This window comes from uncultured Maricaulis sp. (assembly GCF_905480005.1).
Classification (GTDB): domain Bacteria; phylum Pseudomonadota; class Alphaproteobacteria; order Caulobacterales; family Maricaulaceae; genus Maricaulis.
In genome coordinates this window covers 1-20771 of record NZ_CAJQOO010000160.1, presented here as the reverse complement: position 1 = coordinate 20771, position 20771 = coordinate 1, and the positions used below count along the sequence as shown (strand labels likewise).

Genomic DNA, 20771 nt, shown 5'->3' with positions numbered 1-20771 from the left:
TCATCGGTCGATCTCCCCGAACACGACATCCAGCGAGCCGATGATCGCCGACACGTCGGCCAGCATGTGGCCCTTGCTCATGTAATCCATCGCCGCGAGATGGGCGAAGCCCGGTGCGCGGATCTTCAGGCGGTAAGGCTTGTTCGAGCCATCCGAGACCAGATAGACGCCAAACTCGCCCTTGGGCGCCTCAACGGCGACATAGACTTCGCCCTCTTCCACCCGCACACCCTCGGTGTAGAGCTTGAAGTGCTGGATCAGCGCTTCCATCGAGCGCTTCATCTCGGCCCGTCGCGGCGGCGAGAACTTGGAGTCGGTGGCCAGCACCTCGCCCGCATTCTCGTCCTTCATGAGCCAGTCACAGCACTGGATCATGATCTTCACGCTCTCGCGCATCTCTTCCATGCGGCAAAGATAGCGATCATAGCAATCGCCGTTCTTGCCGACGGGAATGTCGAATTTCAGCTCGTCATAGACCGAATAGGGCTGCGAACGGCGCAAATCCCAGGCGAGGCCCGAGCCACGCACCATGACGCCGGAAAAACCCCAGGCCAGCACGTCTTCCTTGGTCACAACGCCGATATCGACATTGCGCTGCTTGAAGATGCGGTTCTCGGTCAGAAGGCTGTCGATATCATTCAGCTTGGCCGGGAATTGGTCACACCAGGCACGGATGTCCTCGACCAGCTTCATCGGCAGGTCCTGATGGACCCCGCCCGGCCGGAAATAATGGGCGTGCATGCGCGAGCCGGACGCGCGCTCATAGAAGACCATGAGTTTTTCGCGCTCTTCAAAGCCCCAAAGCGGCGGCGTCAGCGCGCCAACATCCATGGCCTGGGTGGTCACGTTCAAGAGGTGGTTGAGCACCCGGCCGATCTCGCAATACAGCACGCGCACATATTCGCCGCGCCGAGGCACGGTGATGCCGGCCAGCTTTTCAGCGGCCATGCAGAAGGCGTGCTCCTGATTCATCGGCGCGACGTAGTCGAGGCGGTCGAAATAGCCGATGCCCTGGAGATAGGTCTTGTGCTCGAGCAGTTTCTCGGTGCCGCGGTGAAGCAAGCCGATATGCGGATCGACGCGCTCGACAACCTCGCCGTCCAGCTCCAGCACCAGGCGCAGCACGCCGTGCGCAGCCGGGTGTTGCGGACCGAAATTGATCGTGAAATTGCGTTCGGACTTGCCGGTTTCGATCATGTCATCAGCCATGCTCAGCCACCCTTCTGGCCGTCTTGGGCCTTCTCATCGCCCGGGATGATGTATTTGGCACCTTCCCACGGGCTCATGAAATCAAAGTCGCGATACTCCTGGACCAGCTCGACGGGCTCGTAGACGACCCGTTTCTGCTCTTCATCCCAGCGCACTTCGACATAGCCGGTGAGCGGAAAGTCCTTGCGCAGCGGATAACCTTCAAAGCCGTAATCGGTCAGCAGGCGACGCAGGTCCGGATGGTCGGCGAAAATGATGCCGTACATGTCGAAGGCTTCGCGCTCGAACCAGTCAGCGACCGGATAGACCGGGATCACGGTCGGGACCGGCGCTTCCTCATCCGTCGACAGCTTCACCCGGATGCGGTGATTCTGATGCATGGAGAGGAGGTGATAGACCACCTCGAAGCGCTCGGCGCGCTGCGGGTAGTCAACACCGCAAATGTCGATCAGCGTCGTGAAACGGCAGGCCGGGTCATCGCGCAACCAGGTCAGCACCGCTTCGATGCGGTCGCGATGGATCTGCACGGTCAGCTCGCCATTATCGATCGACCAGCCGGTGATGGCCGCATCCTGGGCGTTGGCAATATGCTCGCCGAGAACCTTGAGGGCTTCGCTCATTTGCCGTTCTCTCCTAGCGCTCGATCGAGCCTTCGCGGCGGATCTTCTTCTGCAATTGCAGAATGCCGTAGACCAGGGCTTCCGCAGTCGGCGGGCAACCCGGGACATAGACGTCCACCGGAACGATGCGGTCGCAGCCACGCACGACCGAGTATGAGTAATGGTAATAGCCGCCGCCATTGGCGCACGATCCCATCGAGATGACGTAGCGCGGCTCGGGCATCTGGTCGTAGACCTTGCGCAGGGCCGGAGCCATCTTGTTGGTCAATGTGCCGGCGACGATCATCACGTCCGACTGGCGCGGGGACGCGCGCGGCGCAAAACCGAAGCGCTCGACGTCATAACGCGGCATCGAGGCCTGCATCATTTCGACGGCGCAGCAGGCCAGACCGAAGGTCATCCACATCAACGAGCCGGTGCGGGCCCAGGTGACGAGATCATCGGCAGCCGCAACCACGAATCCCTTGTCGGCCAGCGCGTCGCTGACACCATCAAAGAACGGATCGTGTTTTTTCGGGTCATAGCCGGGGACGGTCGAGCGCCCGGCCATGCCGGCATGAGGGGTCAGATCAGTTGCCATTGTGGACTACTCCCAATCCAGCGCGCCTTTTTTGAGCTCGTAAATGAAGCCGATGGCGAGAATTCCGAGGAAAACCATCATCGACCAGAATTCAAACGGGCCGAGATGCGAGCCAAGGGTCACCGCCCAGGGAAACAGGAAGGCGACTTCGAGGTCGAAGATGATGAAGAGGATGGCGACCAGGTAGAATCGCACATCGAACTTCATCCGGGCATCATCAAAGGCGTTGAAGCCGCACTCATAGGTCGACACCTTTTCCGGATCCGGCCGGGACGGTGCGATCACGAAAGCCGCGACCATGAACCCGATCCCGATCACCGCGGCGATCGCGAAAAAAATCAGAATGGGCAGGTATTCAAGAAGCAATGCGTCCATCGCCAGGCCTCGCCATGAAGAGCGTCCGGTAAGGTGCGGGAGGCCTCGGTATGGCTGGCTGGATACGCGTCAAAGCGAATCGCGAACGCCAAACAGGCCCCCTGCCCGATTTGGCGCGGAAGCTAGAGCGCAGAGACGCTCGGAGCAAGGGCTAAAGACCGCCTGACATCAGTTCCTTGTGTCACGGTCCGTGGATTGGGAAGTCCAGTTGCAAGCCACTTGCAACTGGACCATTCCGGGCCGGCCATGTCCGGTCCGGCTTATCGGCGGATTCCGAGGACAGACTGCCAGAATGACAGCCGCAGGAATGGCGACCGCAAACTGAAGGCACGGTCCGGAAAGACGTGCCATGGCTTGTATCCCCAGTCATCCACCAGCGCACGGGCATCGGTGCCGAACCCTTCGGCATAGGCGGCGGCAATGGCTGCACGACGAGAACACCAGGTCGTTCGCGCTGCCCGAAAACGCGCGAGCGCCTCTCCACTCAGCCCGCGGGCCAGTCGGACGGAATGCCGCAGGGCCCGGAACTCGCGATGCCGCGCCAGACTGTCCGTGCAAAGCAACAAGGCGCCGATCACACACAACACACCCCACCACACCGGCATGTGGAGACGCGACAAGGTCAGGCAACAGACAGCAAGACACAGCGGCGGCCAGGTGGCGCGCAGGAACCAGAGACGATCGAGAAGAGCCCGGAAAATGCGATTCATCGCCCTCTGTCGCGCAGGTCGCGCGACATGCCTAGCGGGACGGGCCAGGGCGTGATCCCACCCCCTCATTCTTAACGCTGCGACGCCGGCAAGCCCGTCCGGGTTGAACGCCGGCGGACATCACCGTCCTTGAGAAGCGCGGGTCCGACAAGCCTTGCATGCCGCCGCGGCTCATGGCTGCATGGGATCGAGCAGGTGGGGCGTTTCAATGTTGGCAGACTATTTTGGTGTGATCGGCTTCATGGTGATTGCCGCCGGCTTCTCCTGGCTGGTGGATCACAGTCCGCTTTCCCGGCACACGCTGTCGCGGCGGATGGATGAGCATCGCAAGCAATGGATGCAACACATGGCCGGCCGTTCGGTGCGGATCATGGACAGTCAGATCATTGCCGGTCTGCAGAACGGAATCGCCTTTTTTGCCTCGACGGCCTTGCTGGGCATCGGCGCCGCTTTCACGCTCATCACCGCCCTCGACCCGGTCATGACGGCCGTGGCCGATGTGCCCTTCCTCGACACCACTTCGCGCATTCAGTGGGAAGTCATGTCGCTGGGTCTTCTGGTGATCTACGCCTATGCCTTCTTCAAATTCGGCTGGGCTTACCGGCTGGTCAATTATTCCGCCATGCTGCTGGGCGCGACCCCCGACATCGCGCGAGACAATGACGCCACGCCCGAGGCCTTGCGCGGGGCCTATCGCGCAGGAGCGATGAATGTCGTCGCGGGACGCCAGTTCAATCGCGGCCTGCGTGCCCTCTTCCTGTCCATCGGATATCTCGCCTGGATCGCTGGCCCCCTGGCCCAGATCGGTGTGACACTCATTGTCGCCAGCCTTTTGCTGTCGCGGCAATTCTTCTCGCCTGCGCTGGCAGCCCTGTCGGCGGGCGATGACGCCATGGGAGGCGTGGCCATGCCTGCGACCGAGGATCGCGGCGACGAGGCCTGAACACGGCGGCGTGAATTCTTCCGCTACGACAAGGCATTGCGGTCGGCCACCAAATGCGTCCACACTCCCCGCAACTTTTGACGCGGGGGAGAGACGCGATGAGCATCGGATCAGCCATTCTCAATTCGGTCGAGAAGGCCGGCAACAAACTGCCGGACCCGGTGACCATATTCCTGGTCCTGATTGGTGTGGTCATGCTCGCTTCGCTGGGCCTGTCAGCGCTCGGCACGGCGGTCGACCATCCCGTCACAGGCGAGAGCATTTCCGTCATCAATCTCCTCACCGGCAGCCAGTTGCAGACACTGCTCGTCGGCATGCCCGGCGTGCTGACCGGGTTTGCCCCGCTCGGCATGGTGCTGGTCGTCATGATCGGTGCCGGTATCGCGGAAAAGACCGGTCTCCTGTCCGCCGGTATGCGGGTGATGGTTTCCGGCGCGCCGCGCGCCCTGCTGACCCCGGTTCTCGTCTTTGCAGGTGTGATGGGCAATCTGGCCGCTGATTCCGGTTATATCGTCATGGTGCCGCTGGGCGCTGTTGTCTTCGCCGCAGCCGGGCGCCATCCGATCGCCGGCATTGCCGCTGTCTTCGCCGGTGTATCGGCCGGCTTCTCGGCCAATCTGGTGGTCACCTCGCTTGAGCCGCTCCTGTTCGGCATCACCCAGACAGCGGCCCAGTCGATCGAGCCAGGCTGGACCCTGAACAATCTCGACAATTACTACTTCACCTTCGCGCTGACCCCGATCCTGGTTGTCGTGGGTACGCTCGTGAACAATTACATTGTCGAACCCCGTCTCGGCGAATGGCAGCGCCCGGATGATTTCGCGGCACCCGAGGGCGATGGCACGCTGAGTGCCAATGAGAGCAAGGGATTGGCCTGGGCAGGTATTTCGCTGCTGGTTATTGGCGCGATTGTTCTGGCGCTGACCGTCCCGTCCAACGGGATCCTGCGCGACGCCAATGGCGGTCTGGGTCCGTTCTTCCAGTCCATCGTTGCGATCTTGATGATCGCCTTCCTTGTATCCGGCACGCTCTACGGTATCGCCGTTGGCAATGTGAAATCCGACAAGGATGTCGTCGCCCTGGGCACGAGATCCATGGCCGATATGGGCGGCTACATCATCCTCGCCTTTGCCATGGCGCACTTCATCTTCCTGTTCGGTGCGTCGGAAATGGATACGGTGATTGCCATTTCGGGCGCCGGGGGGCTGCAATCGCTGAACCTGCCCGCCCCGCTCCTGATTATCGGCATGGTCCTGCTGGTCGCCGTCCTGAACCTCTTCATGGGTTCGGCCTCGGCCAAATGGGCGCTCCTGGCGCCCGTTTTCGTGCCCATGCTCATGCTGCTCGGCATTTCGCCGGAAGGCTCGACGCTGGCCTACAGGATGGGTGATCAGGCGACGAATATCATCACGCCGCTCATGCCCTATCTGCCGCTGATCCTGATTTTCTGTCAGCGCTATGTGCCGGAATTCGGCCTTGGCAGCCTGATCGCGGTGATGCTGCCCTACTCGATGGCAATCCTGGTCTCGTCGCTGGCCATGATCTTCGTCTGGTTCGCCTTCGACCTGCCATTGGGGCCGGACGGTGCAAGCTTCGAGTATGAGATCCCGGCGGCCGCGAGCGCCCCGGCCGAAGCCGGGGCGGGCGGGCGTCGATAGCCATCAGGCCGATGGTCAGGCCGGCGAACGGGCACCAGACCGGTTGTTACGGCGGCGGGGACGCTTGGACCCGCCGCCCTGACCACCGCCATTGCCCTGCCCTTGCGGACGAGCACGGCCGGCGGTGAAAGGCTTCTTGCGCGACGGACGCTGCTGTTTCTTCTGCGACGCGGCGGGGGTCGCCTTCTTCGCTTCAGCGAGAAACTTGTCCTCATCACCGATGAAGACCCGATCAATGTCGAGGCCCGTCAGGCGTTCGATGTCGCGCAGATACTCATACTCACCCGGCTCACACATCGACACCGCAACTCCGGACTTGCCGGCCCGTGCCGTCCGGCCGATCCGGTGGACGTAGGATTCCGGCAGGTTCGGCAGGTCGTGATTGACCACATGTGAGACGTCATCGACATCAATGCCGCGCGCGGCGATGTCGGTCGCGACCAGGATTTTCACCGCACCGGTCTTGAAGCCGGCCAGTGCCTTGATGCGCTGCGCCTGGGACTTGTTGCCATGGATCGCGGCGGACTTCAGACCGTAATCGACCAGATGGCGATTGATCTTGTCGGCGCCATGCTTGGTGCGGGAAAACACGATGGCGCGCTCGACGGACTGGTCTGACATCAATTCCAGCAGGAGGTCCTTCTTGGACTCCTTGGGCAAGAGTACGACTGACTGCTCGATGCGCTCGATCGGACGGGAGGCCGGCGCGACCGAGACTTCCTTGGGATCGTCCAGCATTTCCTGCGCCAGGGCGCGGATCGGCTTGGGCATGGTCGCCGACAGCAGGGCCGTCTGGCGCTTGTTCGGCAGGAAGCTGACGATTTTGCGGATGGCCGGGAAGAAGCCAAGGTCCAGCATCTGGTCGGCTTCATCCAAGATCAGGATCTTCGTCTCGCTCAGCTTGACGGCGCCGGACTGCATCAGGTCGAGCAGGCGTCCCGGCGTGGCGACCAACACATCGACTCCCTTCGACAGGGCGCGGATTTGCGGCCCGGGCTTCACGCCGCCGACGACCAGCGTCGAAGACAGACGCATGTGACGGCTATAGCCGCGGACATTCTCGAGAATCTGGGCGGACAGCTCGCGGGTCGGCGACAGGATCAGCGCCCGGCAGGTTTTCGGATGAGTGTGCCGATTCTCTTCAATCAGGCGATTGAGGATCGGCAGGACGAAGGATGCGGTCTTGCCGGTGCCGGTCTGGGCGATGCCGACAATGTCGCGACCTTCGATCATCGCCGGGATGACTTCGCGCTGGATCGGGGTCGGCGTTTCATAACCTTCATCGGTCAGGGCGCGGAGAATGGGCTCGGCCAGGCCGAGATCAGTAAACTGGGTCAAAAACAATATCTTTCTTGGGAATCAGGTGGCGCGCTCGCGCCGGCCAGATCCTTGGGGTTTTGCGTTGCGGAAGCTTGCGTAGATCAGCTGCCAATTGACTGGCGCCGGACCTGGCGCCGCGGTGGCAATGATCAATACGCGTCGGATCACCGACGGACTGTCTCGCCAACGCCTGCCGTTGCAGCCACATGGCCGCCTACACGCGGCAGGTCGTGAACGGCGTGTCCCATGTTTCGCCATGCATGGCAAATCATTTCGCAATCGCAGCAAGAGGCCTGATTGACAGGTCCGGGCGCTCGGGCAAGAGTGAACAGCGTTCACTCCGCCGATAGAGACCTGCCATGGCCCGCACTGCAACCCCGACCGACCTCGTCATCACACCGCGCAATCGCCGCTTCAAGGGCACGCCCGGCCGTTCCCGCTGGTGGATGGGTGGCGATGCCATTGCCACGGCCTGGCATAATGCGCTGTCCATCACTTTTCCGGCCGGCGAGACCTTCTTCATCGAGAGCGTTCGCCGCTTCCAGAAAAGCGTCCCGGAAGAACTCGCGTCTCAGATCAAGGACTTCGCACGACAGGAAGCCTTCCACACGCGTGAGCACAACGCCTTCAACCAGCGGGTCATGGACGATGGCTATGATGTCAGCGACGCCCTCGCCACGGTCGAGGAGAGCCTGGCGCTGGCGCGTGAAGGGCATCCCGTCGCCCAGCTGAGCATCACGGTCTCGCTGGAGCATTTCACCGCGATCTTCGCCCATCTCGCGCTCAAGGATGTCTCGCTCTACGCCGATACCGACCGCGAATCGCAGCGCATGTGGCTCTGGCACGCGATCGAGGAGGTCGAGCACAAGAGCGTCGCCTTCGACACCTATGCCCACATCATGCGCGATGTGAAACCGCTGAAACGCTGGGGTATTCGCTGTGCGGTCTTCGCCCGCGTTTCGCGTGATTTCGTCTTCAAGCGCTGGCGCGAAAGCCTCGCCCTGCTCGCCCAGGACGGGATTACGGGAGTATCGGCACGGGCGCGTCTGGCCTGGTATCTGTGGGGCCGTCCCGGCGTGCTGCGCCGTGTCCTGCCCGCCTGGCTCGCCTATTTCCAGCCCGGCTTCCACCCCTGGCAAATCGATGATCGGCACCTGATTGCCGAGACCGAGGCCCGACTCGATCTCGCCGAACCGATTGCTGCCGAATAATCGCTTTTCCCGGAGCTGAAACGCAAATGGCCGCCCCGAGGGGCGGCCATTTTGTTTTGCGCAATTCCCTGAAGGGAAATGGCGCGAGTGACGGGACTCGAACCCGCGACCTCCGGCGTGACAGGCCGGCGCTCTAACCAACTGAGCTACACCCGCGTAAGGCGTCTCGCCGAAGCGAGGTGCGTTGTTTATGAGCAGAGCGCGGTGCGGTCAAGCGGGTTTCAACACGCTTTGCAGGCCGAATGCAGATCGAATGCAGTCCGTCCCTACCCGGCCGAAAAATGACGCCGCGCCCAGCCCTCTGTCACGCGAAGCGTGGTTGCGATCAGCGTCTGCAAGTCCTCGGCACTGATCACATAGGGTGGCATCAGATAGATGATGTTCCCGAATGGCCGGACCCAGACGCCGGCATCCACGAATTCAGCCTTCAGGATGTTCAATTCGGGCAGGCTTTCCATCTCGATGACGCCGATCGCACCCTGCCAGCGCACATCGACGACGCCGGGGATGTCCCGCGCCGCTGGCAAGAGCGCGGCAAACATCGATTCGATGGCATGAACCTGGGCGAGGCGCGGCTCTCGTTCGAACAGGTCGAGCGAGGCATTGGCGGCGGCACAGGCGGCAGGATTGCCCATATAGGTCGGGCCATGCATCAACGCCTTGCCGGCGTCTTCATCCCAGAATGTCGAAAACAATCGGGTCGAGGCTATCGCCGCGGCCAGCGGCAGTGTCCCGCCTGTCAGCGCCTTGGAGACCGTCATGATGTCCGGCGTAACACCGGCCTTCTCGGCGGCAAACATCGTTCCCAGCCGACCGAAACCGGTCATGATCTCATCGAAGATCAGGGGCAGGCCGTGCTGATCGCACAGGGCCCGCAAGGCCCGCAGGGTCTCGGCGTCATGGAAGCGCATCCCGCCAGCGCCCTGCACCAGCGGTTCGACGATCACGCCGGCCAGCGTCGGTGCCTGCTCGACCATCAACGCGGCGAGACTGTCCTGACTCTGCGCATCAACAGGCAGATCCGCGATCACCTGACGGGCGATCGCGCCGGCAAACAGGGTGTGCATCCCCTCTTCCGGATCACACACAGACATAGTGGCCAGCGTGTCGCCATGATAGCCGCCGCGGAAAGCCAGGAAGCGGGTCCGCCCGCGTTCACCGCGATTGATGAAGGACTGCACCGCGATCTTCATCGCGATCTCGACCGAGACCGAGCCGGATTCGCAGAAGAAGACGTGATTGAGGTCGCCGGGCGCGAGATCGGCCAGGCGCCGGGCCAGTCTTTCGGCTGGCTGATGCGTCAGCCCACCCAACATGACATGTGGCACCGCATCCAGCTGGGCCTTCACCGCATCGATGAGGTGCGGATGCCGATAGCCATGACAGACCGTCCACCAGGACGACACGCCATCGATCAGCTCCTGTCCGTCTTCCAGCCGAATCCGGACACCCTCGGCACTGGCCACCGGCAAGCCCGGCGGCGTGGTTTTCATCTGCGCATAGGGTCGCCATAGCGCGTGAGCGGTGGGCTCGAAGCCCCACTTGTCTGCATCCCGGTTCATGTGGAGGCTTTAGCAGGCAACAAATCTGTGCGACAGGCTTTGTATGACATCCGCGCATGCTTCCCTTGATCGTTTCGCGGCCGGCAAGCTCGCCGGGCTCGACCGGCGCAATCTGCGACGCAATTTGCAGGAAACCCGTCCGCTTGGCGGCGCGATAGTCGAGCGCAAGGGACGACGCCTCGTCAATGCCTGCTCAAATGACTATCTCGGCCTGACGCAACATCCCGCCGTGATCGAGGCCGCCTGTGCGGCCAGCCATGCCTATGGTGCCGGCTCCGGCGCCTCACGCCTCGTCACCGGAGGCCATCCACTCCTGTTCGAGCTCGAACGGCGCCTCGCCGCCTTCAAGGGCACCGAGGACTGCGTGATCTTCGGCTCGGGCTATCTGGCCAATCTTGCCATCACGCCCGCCCTCGCCGGCAAGGGCGATCTGGTGCTCGTCGACACGCTCGCCCATGCCTGTCTCCATGCCGGCGCCCGCCTGTCAGGTGCCCGGTTTGAAACCTTCGCCCATAACGACATGGCCGATCTGGGCGGCAAGCTGGACGCGCTGCGCCAGGCCCATCGCCGCACGCTCATCCTGACCGACGGGGTGTTCTCGATGGATGGAGATCTGGCCCCTCTTCCCGAGCTGCTGACGCTGGCCGACCGGCATGATGCCTGGGCACTGGTCGATGACGCACACGGAGTGGGCGTGATCGGCGAGGGTCGTGGCACCGCGCACGCCTTCTCGCCGCCTGCCCATCCGCCCCTGCAAATGGGCACCCTGTCCAAGGCTCTGGGGAGTTATGGCGGCTATCTGTGCGCATCGCGCTCGGTCTGCGAGTTAATGCGAACCCGCGCCCGCCCGCTGGTCTTCACGACCGCCCTGCCGCCGGCATCGATTGCAGCGGCCCTCGCGGCACTGGACCTGATCGAGACCGACGCGGTCCTGCTTGAGCGTCCGATGCAGCTGGCGCGGCGTTTTTGCCGCTCGCTGAATCTCGCAGACCCGAAATCCCCTATCGTGCCCATCCTGATCGGGTCGGAGACGGCAGCGATGGAAGCGTCGGCTGAACTGGAACTGGCTGGCTTTCTGGTGACCGCAATCCGGCCGCCCACCGTGCCACGCGGTACGTCGCGGCTGCGCATCACCTTCAATGCGGCGCAGGAAGAGGCTGATATCGACCGGCTCGCCGAAGCGTTGAAAACAATCCTGCAAACCGCCGAGGCAGCCGAATAATGCGTCCGCTCTTCATTACCGGAACCGGAACCGATATCGGCAAGACCCACGTGCTGTGCGAACTGATCCGCGCCTGGCGGTCCAGCGGCAGGCGCATGCGGGTGCTCAAGCCGGTCATTTCAGGCTTTGACCAGTCGGCACTGAACGAGACTGACACGATCCGACTCATGCGCGCCAATGGCGACCCCCTCACGGGCGAAGGCGTCCAGGCAGTTTCGCCCTGGCGTTTCAAGGCTCCGCTCTCTCCGGACCTCGCCGCCCGCAAGGAGCGCCGGGAACTGGCCGTCGAGCGGATTGTCAGCTGGTGCCTTGATCACATCGACCGGGAAATCCCGACGGTCATCGAGGGCGCTGGCGGCGTGATGTCGCCGATCGCGTCAGACGGGCTCAATCTCGACCTGATCCGGGAGCTCGACGCGCGCCCCGTCCTCGTCGCGGGCAGTTATCTCGGCACGATCTCGCATACGCTGACCGCGCTTCGTGTTCTGGATGGGCGCTGCACGGTGATTCTGAATGATCATCCGCAAAGTGACACGCCGATTGCGGAGACGGCGCGCACGATCAGCCGCTTTGCCCCGAGAGCCGATGTCCGCGTGTTTGATCCGGACAATCCGGACGCATTGCTGGATCTGTTCGAAAGCGCGACCGATACGCTGCTCGACTAGCGCCGAAGCGTGATCAGGAAATGGTGGGCGGTGAGGGGCTCGAACCCCCGACCCTCTCGGTGTAAACGAGATGCTCTCCCAGCTGAGCTAACCGCCCGGACCATGGCGCCCGTTACCGGGCGAGGAGGCGCTTGTAATGCCTCCGGGGCTGCCAGCGCAAGCCCGACTCACCGCCGCGCTGCAGCATCCCGGATAAAGGCGCCGACAATCATTTCGATCTGGCTCATTGCCGCGTCGACCGGCGAGTCATAGGCCGTATTGGGCAAAACGATCAGCACAATGCCGTGCACCGCCGCCCACAGAGCCCGGGCCGCCGCCTCTCGCTGCGCCAGGTCGTCAAGGCCGGGTGCGGGTGCAAGCACGTCAATGACCAGGTTGAACAGATCATCCTCGAACTGGGTGTAATAGCTTGGCGCCGTGCCGGACTGGCGCCGGTTGAAGGTCAAGAGCGCACGCCAGCGGGCATCCTCGCGGGTGACAAAATCGACATAGGCCCTCGCCAGCACCATCAGTCGACCATGAACATCGCTCTCATCGAGCCCGGAATTGGCCAGTGCCTCGCGATGATGGGCCGCGAAGTCTCGATAAGTGAGCATGTTCAGCTCACGAACCAGATCGTCGATGTCGCCGAACAGCTTGTAGATTGATCCCACACTGACGCCGGCCCGCTCCGCTATGGCGCGCGCCTTCATGCCGTTGAGGCCTGCTTCGGCGAGCAATTCACCGGCGGCGGCAAGCGCCTGGGCGCGGGCTTCAGGCGCCAGCGCCGGGCGGCCCCGCGGCCGCGTCGAGTCCTGAGTGTCTGTCATGCCCTCCTGATACCCCCAGCCGGGCCTCCGAACAATGTTCATTTTCCGCCTTGCGTGAACGGTATTCTCGCCTAGCCTAATTTAGTGAACATTGTTCATTTAAAGGAGCTCATCATGTTCTCGACACTCGTTACCCTGTTCCGGGCCCGCTCGGAACGCACCCGGGAAAGCCTGGAGACCACCCATGCCGCCCTGCTTATCGAACAGAAAGTTCGCGAAGCGGAAAAGGGACATGAAAACGCCAAACGCGCCCTCGCCGCACTGATCCTGCGTGAACGCCATGAAGGCAAAGCCCTGCAGGGCCTGACCGGTCGCATGACCGACATGGAGGCGAGAACCCGCGACGCCCTCCAGGCCGGCATGGAGGCACTGGCCGGTGAAGGCGCCAACGCCCTCGCCGATCTGGAAAACGAACACGCCGCACGCCAGGAAGCGCTGCAGCGCACACGCGCCAGCGCAAGGCGCCTGAGGCTCCTTCTGGAGAAGACCGAGCGCCGTCTCACCGACCTGCGCCAGGGCCTGATCACGGCGCGTTCGATCGAGGATGAACGTCGTGGCGGTGAGGCACTGGAAGGCAGTCTGGGCGGCCTGGGTGCGATCATGGAGGGTGAAGCAGTACTCAAACGGGCGCTCGACAGTCCCGACTCGCACGGATTCGCCGACGTACTGGACGGGATCAACGCGGAATTATCCGGCGATGACCTTGTCGACCGGATGGCTGAGGAAGGCTTCGGCGCAGCGGTTCGCTCCCGCGGGAGCGAAATTCTCGATCGCATCAGGGACAATCTGTCCGGTGGTGACGCCACCCCTCAACCGGCCTAGGGAGATTACACATGCTGGGACAATCAAAGCTCTGGATCAGCTTCAATTATGTCTGTGTCGGGGTCGCCTATGCCATGCTCGGCCTGTCCTTGATGCTGATGCCGGTCGACCTGTCGACCAAGGGCTATGTGGGGATGGGCATCCTCTTCCTCACCGGCTCACTCATCACCCTGGTCAAGACGCTGCAGGAGCAGCGCATCAATGACCAGTTCTCGTCCAAGCTCGAACGCGCGAAGCACGAGAAGTTGCTGGAGGACTATGTGGCCAAGGCCTGACGTGGAGGGCGCCGGTCAATCGACCGGTGCCCTTCCTCATCCAGCAACGCCTATTCGGCGACGGAGACCTTGTCGATCGCGTCCATGGCGTAACAGCCCAGCAGCTTGATCTCGCGGGTATGCGCTTCCAGCACGGACATGGAGTCCTTGATCTTGCGATCCTCGAGATGCCCCTCGACATCCATGATGAACATTTCCTCCCAGGGATTGCCGGCGATGGGGCGGGATTCCAGCTTCACCAGATTGATCTCATTATCCCGGAAGCCCAGCAGGGCATCGACCAGCGAGCCGGGCGTATCGCGCGTGGTGAACATCATCGAGGTCTTGCACTCGACCTCGCGGGTCGGGAGTTTCGACTTGCGGCCAATCACGATGAAACGCGTGATGTTCTGCTCGTGGTCACCGACATTGCGTTCCAGGATATCCATGCCGAAGAGGCGTGCCGCATCCTCGCCCGCGACAGCGACGGCGGTGTCATCATCCTCCAGCAAGCGTTCCAGTGCCCGCGTGGTCGATGCTGCCATATGGGTTTCCAGCTCCGGATGCGATCCGATATAGCGGCGGCACTGGGCCAGCGCCTGGGGGTGACCGAAGACACGGCGAACGCGGCCCTGCCCGCTGGCCCGGCCGACCAGGCAATGATCAACCCGCAACAGGAATTCCCCGATGATCTGGGTGTGGGAGTTGATCAGGATGTCATAGACCTCATTGATCGAGCCTGTCGTGGTGTTCTCGATCGGAATAACGCCGTAATCGACTTCGGCATTCTCGACCGCGCGGAAGATCGAGACAAAGTCACGCTTGGGCGACGGGATGACGGTCGCATTTCGGCGCTGGAAGACTTTCTGGGCCGCGATGTGGGAATAACTGCCCGGCCCGCCGAGATAGGCGACGCTGGCCTCGTTGAGCTCGTCATTGCGCATGGAATCGAAATTCTCGCGCTGGCGACGGATAGAGGCTTCGAACAGGGCGTGGAAAAGGGTTTCCACCAAATCGACGGAGACGCCTTTTTCAGCCCCCCGTTCAACTGCGGCACGCAAAACCTCTCGCTCACGCTCGCGATCACGGACCGGACTGCCCGAACGGGCCTTGGCCTTGAGGATCTCCTCCACCAGATCGGAACGCTGCGCGATGGCATCGATCAATTTCAGATCAATCTCGCTGATCGCGTTGCGAATATCCTCCCGCGTCATTTCCGTCGTCATGGCAATTGTCCCTTCACACAATAAAAAAGGCCTCCCCGTGGGGGAGGCCCTGGTTCCGCTGCGCTTTCACACATGCTAGCCGGCCACCGCCCCCACCGAGGTTGCGTTGGTAAAATAGGCCGCAAAGAAATACGTCGCGCTTGTCATGTCGGTGAGCGTGCCCGCAGGCTGGCACACGGTCAATGCTCTTTATGCGCCGCCACGCAGTAATTCTGCACAAAAATGGCCGGAGACGTCGCCTCCGGCCAAGATTGTTTCAAACGAAACGAAATTCAGCGTCTAGTGCGCAATCGGTTGCCCACTGGCATCGGGGCCCTGCTGCGCTGCGACGGCCGCCAAGGCCGCCTCATCCGCCTCAGTCCACTCGACCGGCTCAACCGGCTCGACCAGGGCCCGGGTGAGGACTTCATCCGCGGTCTCGACCGGGATGATTTCCATTCCGTCCTTGACGTTGTCCGGGATCTCCGCGAGGTCCTTTTCATTGTCCTTCGGGATCAGCACGGTCTTCACACCGCCGCGCAGGGCCGCGAGCAGCTTTTCCTTCAACCCGCCGATCGGCAGGACACGGCCACGCAGGGTGATCTCCCCGGTCATGGCGATATCCTTGCGGACCGGAATACCGGTCAGGACGGAAACGATCGCGGTCATCATGCCGACACCGGCCGATGGGCCATCCTTCGGCGTCGCGCCTTCCGGCATGTGGACATGAATATCGGCCGCCCGGAAAATCGTCGGCTTGATGCCGAGCGACGGAGCGCGCGATTGAACGAAGGAATTGGCCGCCGAAATCGACTCCTTCATCACGTCGCGCAGATTGCCCGTCACCATCATCTTGCCGCGGCCCGGCATGCGAACCGCTTCGATGGTCAGGAGGTCGCCGCCAACTTCGGTCCAGGCCAGACCGGTAACGATACCGACCTGATCATGATCCTCGGTTTCGCCGAACCGATGCTTCCGCACACCCGCAAACTCACCCAGGTTTTCCTGCGTGATCGTGACCGAACTGGCCTTGCCGGTCTCGAGGCGCACCACGGACTTGCGGGCCAGATTGGCGATTTCACGCTCGAGACTGCGAACACCGGCTTCGCGTGTGTAGTAGCGGATCAGGTCACGCAGGCCATCTTCGGTCAGCGACCATTCGGCCTCCGAGAGGGCGTGGTTCTTCATCTGCTTGGGCAGAAGGTGACGCTTGGCGATCTCGACCTTCTCATCCTCGGTATAGCCGGCGATCCGGATGATCTCCATCCGGTCGAGTAGCGGCTGCGGCAGGTTGAGTGTGTTGGCCGTGGTCACGAACATGATGTCGGACAGATCGTAATCTACCTCGAGATAATGGTCGTTGAAATTGGCGTTCTGTTCCGGATCCAGGACTTCCAGCAGGGCCGAGGCCGGGTCGCCGCGGTAATCCGCGCCCAACTTGTCGATCTCGTCGAGCAGGAAAAGCGGGTTGGACGAATTGACCTTCTTCATCGACTGGATGATGCGGCCCGGCATGGATCCGATATAGGTCCGGCGGTGACCGCGGATCTCCGCTTCATCGCGCACCCCGCCCAGCGACATGCGCACGAAGTCGCGGCCGGTCGCCTTGGCGATCGAGCGTCCCAGGGAGGTCTTGCCGACGCCGGGCGGTCCAACCAGGCACAGGATCGGGCCCTTGAGCTTGCGGGTCCGCGCTTGAACAGCGAGATGCTCAAGGATGCGCTCCTTGACCTTCTCCAGCCCGTAATGATCGGATTCAAGCACATTTTCCGCACGATCGAGATCATTCTTCAGACGCTTGCGCTTGCCCCAGGGGACCGAGAGAATCCAGTCGAGATAATTGCGAACGACGGTGGCCTCAGCAGACATCGGGCTCATATTGCGGAGCTTCTTGAACTCGCCGTCCGCCTTGGTGCGGGCTTCCTTGGAGAGCTTGGCTTCAGCCAGCTTCTCTTCCAGCTCGGCGAGTTCCTCGCGGCTGTCATCGCCCTCACCCAGCTCGCGCTGGATCGCCTTCATCTGCTCGTTGAGATAATATTCGCGCTGGGTCTTCTCCATCTGGCGCTTCACGCGCGAGCGGATCTTCTTCTCGACCTGCAGCACGCCAATCTCGCCTTCCATCAGGCCGAGAATGCGCTCCAGGCGTCGATTGACGTCCGGCTCTTCGAGGAGCGACTGCTTCTCTTCAATCTTGACGGCGAGATGCGCAGAGATGGAATCGGCCAGCTTGCCCGGCTCGCGGATTTGCGACAGCGAAGCGAGGGCTTCCGGCGGGACCTTCTTGTTCAGCTTGACGTAATCGTCGAACTTCGCCGACACGGTCCGCATCAGCGCTTCCAGCTCAGCGGCGTCGCCCGGATCCTCATCGATCACATTGCAGACGGCTTCGTAAAAGTCTTCGCGGTCGGAATAACCACTGATTTCGACGCGCACACCGCCCTCGACGAGGACCTTGACTGTCCCGTCCGGCAGTTTCAGCAATTGCAGGACCGAGGCGATCACACCTGTCGTGTGGATCGCATCGGCTGTCGGCTCATCGTCCGACGCGGTCCGCTGGGTCGCCAGCAGGATCTGCTTGTCGGCCTTCATCACCTCTTCCAGCGCCTTGACCGATTTCTCGCGCCCGACGAAGAGCGGGACGATCATGTGCGGAAACACGACGATGTCGCGCAGAGGCAGAAGGGGAAGTGTCTTCGTGGTGGACATGCTTGCTCCATTCGCGCTCACCGGGTGGGGGCGCGTGCAGACCTTGATACAGATCGTGACTCTAATCGGATGACTCCGGGCCCGCATGAATAACATGCAGCCCGGTCATCCCGCTTACCTCAAGAGGTGGCGACGCGACCCCGAAAGGTCAAGCACCCTCCCGCTTGTCATCCTTGCGCTCGGCATAGATGGACAGCGGTTTGGCATTGCCCTCGACCACTTCGCCATTGACGACGATTTCCTCGACGCCTTCCAGACTCGGCAAGTCGAACATGGTTTCCAGCAGGATGCCTTCCATGATCGAACGCAGGCCGCGAGCACCGGTCTTGCGGGCGATCGCCCGGTTGGCGATGCCCTTGAGGGCGTCCTCGGTGAAGGTCAGGCCAACACCTTCCATCTCGAACAGACGCTGATACTGCTTCACGAGCGCATTCTTCGGCTCGGTCAGGATCTGTACCAGGGCGCCGACATCCAGGTCTTCAAGGGTCGCGATGACCGGCAGACGACCCACAAATTCCGGGATGAGGCCGAAGCGCAGGAGATCGTCCGGCTCGACTTCACGCAGGATTTCACCGGTACGGCGCGCATCAGGTTCGCGCACATCGGCCCCAAAGCCGATAGCCGAGCCCTGGCCGCGCTGGGAGATCACCTTGTCCAGCCCGGCAAAGGCGCCGCCGACGACGAAGAGGATATTGGTGGTGTCCACCTGCAGGAATTCCTGCTGGGGATGCTTGCGCCCCCCTTGCGGCGGCACAGAGGCGACCGTGCCTTCCATGATCTTCAATAGCGCTTGCTGCACGCCCTCGCCCGACACGTCACGCGTGATCGACGGATTGTCGGATTTGCGGGAAATCTTGTCGATCTCGTCGATATACACGATGCCACGCTGGGCCCGCTCGACATTGTAATCGGCCGATTGCAGGAGTTTGAGAACGATATTCTCGACATCCTCACCGACATAGCCGGCCTCGGTCAGCGTGGTCGCATCCGCCATCGTGAAGGGCACATCGAGGATGCGGGCGAGCGTCTGGGCAAGCAGGGTCTTGCCGCAACCGGTCGGCCCGATCAGCAGGATATTGGACTTGGCCAGCTCCACATCCGCATTCTGGGAGGCGTGGTTGAGGCGTTTGTAATGATTGTGCACAGCCACGGCGAGCACGCGTTTGGCGTGCGATTGCCCAATGACGTAGTCGTTGAGAACGTTGAAGATTTCCTGCGGTGCAGGCACACCTTCCTTGGACTTCACCAGCGAGGATTTATTCTCCTCCCGAATGATGTCCATGCAGAGCTCGACGCATTCATCACAGATGAATACCGTCGGGCCGGCGATCAGTTTGCGAACCTCGTGCTGGCTCTTTCCGCAAAAAGAGCAGTAGAGGGTGTTCTTCGACTCGCTGTCTCCGCCCGTCGTCTTACTCATGACCGCTCCATTTCAACCCGCTGGTATCGATGCAATACCGGCTTTCGCTTACGACCTTGTGCAAAATCAAGGCCGAACTTTAGCGAAAGGTTTCTACTGCTGCGCATTCGATCACATGGATGCAGTCCCGATCAAGCATCAAGCCTGCATCCCGATGAGCCGCTAGCTGTCAGAACCTTCCTTCTCGTCGTCATTGCGACGCTCGATAACCTTGTCGATCAGGCCGAATTCCAGACCCTCTTCCGCGGACATGAAGTTGTCGCGGTCGAGCGCGGATTCGATCTCGTCATACTTGCGACCCGTGTGGTGCACATAGATCTCGTTGAGGCGACGCTTGATCTTCTGGATGTCGGCCGCATGGCGTTCAATATCCGACGCCTGGCCACGGAAACCGCCCGAAGGCTGGTGCACCATGATGCGGGCATTCGGCGCTGCAAAGCGCATGTCCTTCTCGCCGGCCGTCAGCAGCAGCGAGCCCATCGACGCAGCCATGCCGAGACACATGGTCGAAACGGGTGAGCGGATATACTGCATCGTGTCGTAGATACCGAGACCGGCCGAAACCACGCCGCCCGGCGAGTTGATATACATCGAGATCTCTTTCTTCGGGTTCTCGGACTCGAGGAAGAGAAGTTGGGCGATAATCAGGCTCGCCATATGGTCCTCGATCGGACCAGTGATGAAAATGATGCGCTCCTTGAGCAAGCGCGAATAGATGTCGAAAGAGCGCTCGCCGCGGCTTGTCTGCTCGACGACGATCGGGACCAGATTCATCATTACATCCTGGGGATCATGCATATCGCGCTCCTTGGGGTGACGGCGCCGGGATCGGGCCGATTCTCATCAGACGGGATAAGTGAACTATTGCGGGCGTCGAAGTTGTAGGCAAGGCGCGCGCTGCAGCCGCATCTGCCAAATCGTCCCGAAACGAAAAGCGCCGGCGCTAAAAAAGCGCCGGCGCTGTCTCATTGCGGAACGCGTGTCGAACTACGCGTCTTTCTTGGCAGCCGCCTTTTTGGCCGGGGCCTTCTTGGCAGGCGCCTTCTTTTTCGCAGCCGGCTTCTTCTCGACAGCGGCATCGTCTTTCTTGGCAGCCGCTTTCTTCGCCGGCGCCTTCTTCTTGGCGGCCGGCTTCGTCTCGGCAGCGGCCTCGTCCGTCTTGGCAGCGGCTTTCTTGGCCGGGGCCTTTTTCTTCGCTGCAGCCTTCTTGGCCGGCTTCGCGGGCGCTTCGTCCTCGTCCGCGTAGAGCGCGTCCTTGGAGACCTTGGTCTCGCTCACATCGGCCAGTTCAAGGATGTAGTCGACGACCTTTTCCTCATAGATCGGCGCGCGCATCTGGGCGACGGCATTCGGGTTCTTCTGGTAGAACTCGACGACCTGGCGCTCCTGACCCGGATACTTCACCGCTTCCTGATTGATGGCGCGGGACAGTTCTTCCTGGGTCACGTCGATATTGTTGCGGCGACCGATCTCGGCCAGC

18 protein-coding genes, 2 tRNA genes and 2 pseudogenes are annotated in these 20771 nt (G+C 61.8%); 7 read left to right on the top strand and 15 right to left on the bottom strand.

What is annotated here, in order from left to right:
* The 5 genes and pseudogenes from QZ266_RS13705 to QZ266_RS13685 form a co-directional block, all read right to left on the bottom strand.
* The gene (locus tag QZ266_RS13705) at positions 1–1209 is read right to left on the bottom strand and encodes an NADH-quinone oxidoreductase subunit D (protein WP_295696095.1); all 1209 of its coding nucleotides are present in this window, start codon (positions 1207–1209) and stop codon (positions 1–3) included.
* A gap of 2 nt (positions 1210–1211) precedes the next feature.
* Positions 1212–1829 (bottom strand): NADH-quinone oxidoreductase subunit C, encoded by a 618-nt coding sequence (locus QZ266_RS13700; protein WP_295696093.1) that lies wholly within the window; start codon positions 1827–1829, stop codon positions 1212–1214.
* Between the two features lie 13 nt (positions 1830–1842).
* Positions 1843–2497: pseudogene (locus tag QZ266_RS13695) on the bottom strand (NADH-quinone oxidoreductase subunit B family protein).
* Positions 2416–2784, bottom strand: coding sequence for an NADH-quinone oxidoreductase subunit A (locus QZ266_RS13690; RefSeq protein ID WP_295696090.1), 369 nt, complete (start codon positions 2782–2784; stop codon positions 2416–2418). The pseudogene QZ266_RS13695 and the gene QZ266_RS13690 overlap by 82 nt, the downstream one beginning before the upstream one ends.
* Positions 2785–3044: 260 nt before the next feature.
* The gene (locus QZ266_RS13685) at positions 3045–3494 is read right to left on the bottom strand and encodes a hypothetical protein (protein ID WP_295696088.1); all 450 of its coding nucleotides are present in this window, start codon (positions 3492–3494) and stop codon (positions 3045–3047) included.
* Between the two features lie 208 nt (positions 3495–3702).
* Here QZ266_RS13685 and QZ266_RS13680 point away from each other — a divergent pair, with 208 nt between their 5' ends.
* A complete protein-coding gene (locus QZ266_RS13680; protein ID WP_295696086.1) occupies positions 3703–4437 on the top strand; it encodes a DUF599 family protein in 735 nt (244 codons plus the stop codon).
* 98 nt (positions 4438–4535) lie between these two features.
* Positions 4536–6095 carry an AbgT family transporter gene (locus QZ266_RS13675; RefSeq protein WP_295696084.1) on the top strand — a complete coding sequence of 520 codons (1560 nt, stop codon included), beginning with the start codon at positions 4536–4538 and terminating at the stop codon, positions 6093–6095.
* A 15-nt stretch (positions 6096–6110) separates the two neighbouring features.
* Here QZ266_RS13675 and QZ266_RS13670 read toward each other — a convergent pair whose 3' ends face one another.
* Complete coding sequence (locus QZ266_RS13670) at positions 6111–7433, bottom strand: DEAD/DEAH box helicase (protein WP_295696082.1); 1323 nt, start codon at positions 7431–7433, stop codon at positions 6111–6113.
* Positions 7434–7774: 341 nt separating this feature from the next.
* Here QZ266_RS13670 and QZ266_RS13665 point away from each other — a divergent pair, with 341 nt between their 5' ends.
* Complete coding sequence (locus tag QZ266_RS13665) at positions 7775–8626, top strand: metal-dependent hydrolase (protein WP_295696080.1); 852 nt, start codon at positions 7775–7777, stop codon at positions 8624–8626.
* A 79-nt stretch (positions 8627–8705) separates the two neighbouring features.
* On the opposite strand, the gene QZ266_RS13660 is transcribed toward QZ266_RS13665, so the two are convergent.
* A tRNA-Asp gene (locus tag QZ266_RS13660) sits at positions 8706–8782 on the bottom strand.
* A gap of 110 nt (positions 8783–8892) precedes the next feature.
* On the bottom strand, positions 8893–10188 hold the full coding sequence (locus tag QZ266_RS13655) for an adenosylmethionine--8-amino-7-oxononanoate transaminase (protein ID WP_295696079.1): 1296 nt from the start codon (positions 10186–10188) through the stop codon (positions 8893–8895).
* Between the two features lie 43 nt (positions 10189–10231).
* Here QZ266_RS13655 and bioF point away from each other — a divergent pair, with 43 nt between their 5' ends.
* Positions 10232–11410 (top strand): 8-amino-7-oxononanoate synthase, encoded by a 1179-nt coding sequence (bioF, locus tag QZ266_RS13650; protein WP_295696077.1) that lies wholly within the window; start codon positions 10232–10234, stop codon positions 11408–11410.
* A complete protein-coding gene (bioD, locus tag QZ266_RS13645; RefSeq protein ID WP_295696075.1) occupies positions 11410–12075 on the top strand; it encodes a dethiobiotin synthase in 666 nt (221 codons plus the stop codon). Before bioF ends, bioD begins: the two co-directional genes overlap by 1 nt.
* A 21-nt stretch (positions 12076–12096) precedes the next feature.
* On the opposite strand, the gene QZ266_RS13640 is transcribed toward bioD, so the two are convergent.
* Together QZ266_RS13640 and QZ266_RS13635 are read right to left on the bottom strand one after the other, a co-directional pair.
* Positions 12097–12172, bottom strand: a tRNA-Val gene (locus QZ266_RS13640).
* A gap of 70 nt (positions 12173–12242) precedes the next feature.
* Positions 12243–12884, bottom strand: a complete 642-nt coding sequence (locus QZ266_RS13635) for a TetR/AcrR family transcriptional regulator (protein ID WP_295696073.1) — start codon at positions 12882–12884, stop codon at positions 12243–12245.
* Between the two features lie 114 nt (positions 12885–12998).
* On the opposite strand from QZ266_RS13635, the gene QZ266_RS13630 reads away from it, so the two are divergent.
* Positions 12999–13706 (top strand): PspA/IM30 family protein, encoded by a 708-nt coding sequence (locus QZ266_RS13630; protein ID WP_295696071.1) that lies wholly within the window; start codon positions 12999–13001, stop codon positions 13704–13706.
* Positions 13707–13717: 11 nt separating this feature from the next.
* A complete protein-coding gene (locus tag QZ266_RS13625) occupies positions 13718–13981 on the top strand; it encodes a YiaA/YiaB family inner membrane protein (protein WP_295696069.1) in 264 nt (87 codons plus the stop codon).
* Positions 13982–14031: 50 nt separating this feature from the next.
* Here QZ266_RS13625 and pheA read toward each other — a convergent pair whose 3' ends face one another.
* From pheA to QZ266_RS13600, 5 genes and pseudogenes are all read right to left on the bottom strand, one after another.
* A complete protein-coding gene (gene pheA / locus QZ266_RS13620; RefSeq protein ID WP_295696067.1) occupies positions 14032–15186 on the bottom strand; it encodes a prephenate dehydratase in 1155 nt (384 codons plus the stop codon).
* A 279-nt stretch (positions 15187–15465) separates the two neighbouring features.
* The gene (gene lon, locus QZ266_RS13615) at positions 15466–17871 is read right to left on the bottom strand and encodes an endopeptidase La (protein WP_295696065.1); all 2406 of its coding nucleotides are present in this window, start codon (positions 17869–17871) and stop codon (positions 15466–15468) included.
* 148 nt (positions 17872–18019) lie between these two features.
* The gene (gene clpX, locus QZ266_RS13610; protein ID WP_295696063.1) at positions 18020–19291 is read right to left on the bottom strand and encodes an ATP-dependent Clp protease ATP-binding subunit ClpX; all 1272 of its coding nucleotides are present in this window, start codon (positions 19289–19291) and stop codon (positions 18020–18022) included.
* A gap of 162 nt (positions 19292–19453) precedes the next feature.
* Positions 19454–20089 carry an ATP-dependent Clp protease proteolytic subunit gene (locus QZ266_RS13605; RefSeq protein WP_295696061.1) on the bottom strand — a complete coding sequence of 212 codons (636 nt, stop codon included), beginning with the start codon at positions 20087–20089 and terminating at the stop codon, positions 19454–19456.
* Between the two features lie 189 nt (positions 20090–20278).
* Positions 20279–20771 (bottom strand): annotated as a pseudogene (locus QZ266_RS13600) (trigger factor); the annotation flags it as partial.

What these genes read in the sequence shown, in the direction of transcription:
- clpX (WP_295696063.1), bottom strand. Translation starts at nt 19,291, where the DNA reads ATGAGTAAGACGACGGGCGGAGACAGCGAGTCGAAGAACACCCTCTAC.
- QZ266_RS13700 (WP_295696093.1), bottom strand. Translation starts at nt 1,829, where the DNA reads ATGAGCGAAGCCCTCAAGGTTCTCGGCGAGCATATTGCCAACGCCCAG.
- QZ266_RS13665 (WP_295696080.1), top strand. Translation starts at nt 7,775, where the DNA reads ATGGCCCGCACTGCAACCCCGACCGACCTCGTCATCACACCGCGCAAT.
- QZ266_RS13690 (WP_295696090.1), bottom strand. Translation starts at nt 2,784, where the DNA reads ATGGACGCATTGCTTCTTGAATACCTGCCCATTCTGATTTTTTTCGCG.
- QZ266_RS13675 (WP_295696084.1), top strand. Translation starts at nt 4,536, where the DNA reads ATGAGCATCGGATCAGCCATTCTCAATTCGGTCGAGAAGGCCGGCAAC.
- QZ266_RS13705 (WP_295696095.1), bottom strand. Translation starts at nt 1,209, where the DNA reads ATGGCTGATGACATGATCGAAACCGGCAAGTCCGAACGCAATTTCACG.
- QZ266_RS13605 (WP_295696061.1), bottom strand. Translation starts at nt 20,089, where the DNA reads ATGCATGATCCCCAGGATGTAATGATGAATCTGGTCCCGATCGTCGTC.
- QZ266_RS13625 (WP_295696069.1), top strand. Translation starts at nt 13,718, where the DNA reads ATGCTGGGACAATCAAAGCTCTGGATCAGCTTCAATTATGTCTGTGTC.
- QZ266_RS13655 (WP_295696079.1), bottom strand. Translation starts at nt 10,188, where the DNA reads ATGAACCGGGATGCAGACAAGTGGGGCTTCGAGCCCACCGCTCACGCG.
- pheA (WP_295696067.1), bottom strand. Translation starts at nt 15,186, where the DNA reads ATGACGACGGAAATGACGCGGGAGGATATTCGCAACGCGATCAGCGAG.
- bioF (WP_295696077.1), top strand. Translation starts at nt 10,232, where the DNA reads ATGACATCCGCGCATGCTTCCCTTGATCGTTTCGCGGCCGGCAAGCTC.
- QZ266_RS13635 (WP_295696073.1), bottom strand. Translation starts at nt 12,884, where the DNA reads ATGACAGACACTCAGGACTCGACGCGGCCGCGGGGCCGCCCGGCGCTG.
- QZ266_RS13630 (WP_295696071.1), top strand. Translation starts at nt 12,999, where the DNA reads ATGTTCTCGACACTCGTTACCCTGTTCCGGGCCCGCTCGGAACGCACC.
- bioD (WP_295696075.1), top strand. Translation starts at nt 11,410, where the DNA reads ATGCGTCCGCTCTTCATTACCGGAACCGGAACCGATATCGGCAAGACC.
- QZ266_RS13685 (WP_295696088.1), bottom strand. Translation starts at nt 3,494, where the DNA reads ATGAATCGCATTTTCCGGGCTCTTCTCGATCGTCTCTGGTTCCTGCGC.
- QZ266_RS13680 (WP_295696086.1), top strand. Translation starts at nt 3,703, where the DNA reads ATGTTGGCAGACTATTTTGGTGTGATCGGCTTCATGGTGATTGCCGCC.
- lon (WP_295696065.1), bottom strand. Translation starts at nt 17,871, where the DNA reads ATGTCCACCACGAAGACACTTCCCCTTCTGCCTCTGCGCGACATCGTC.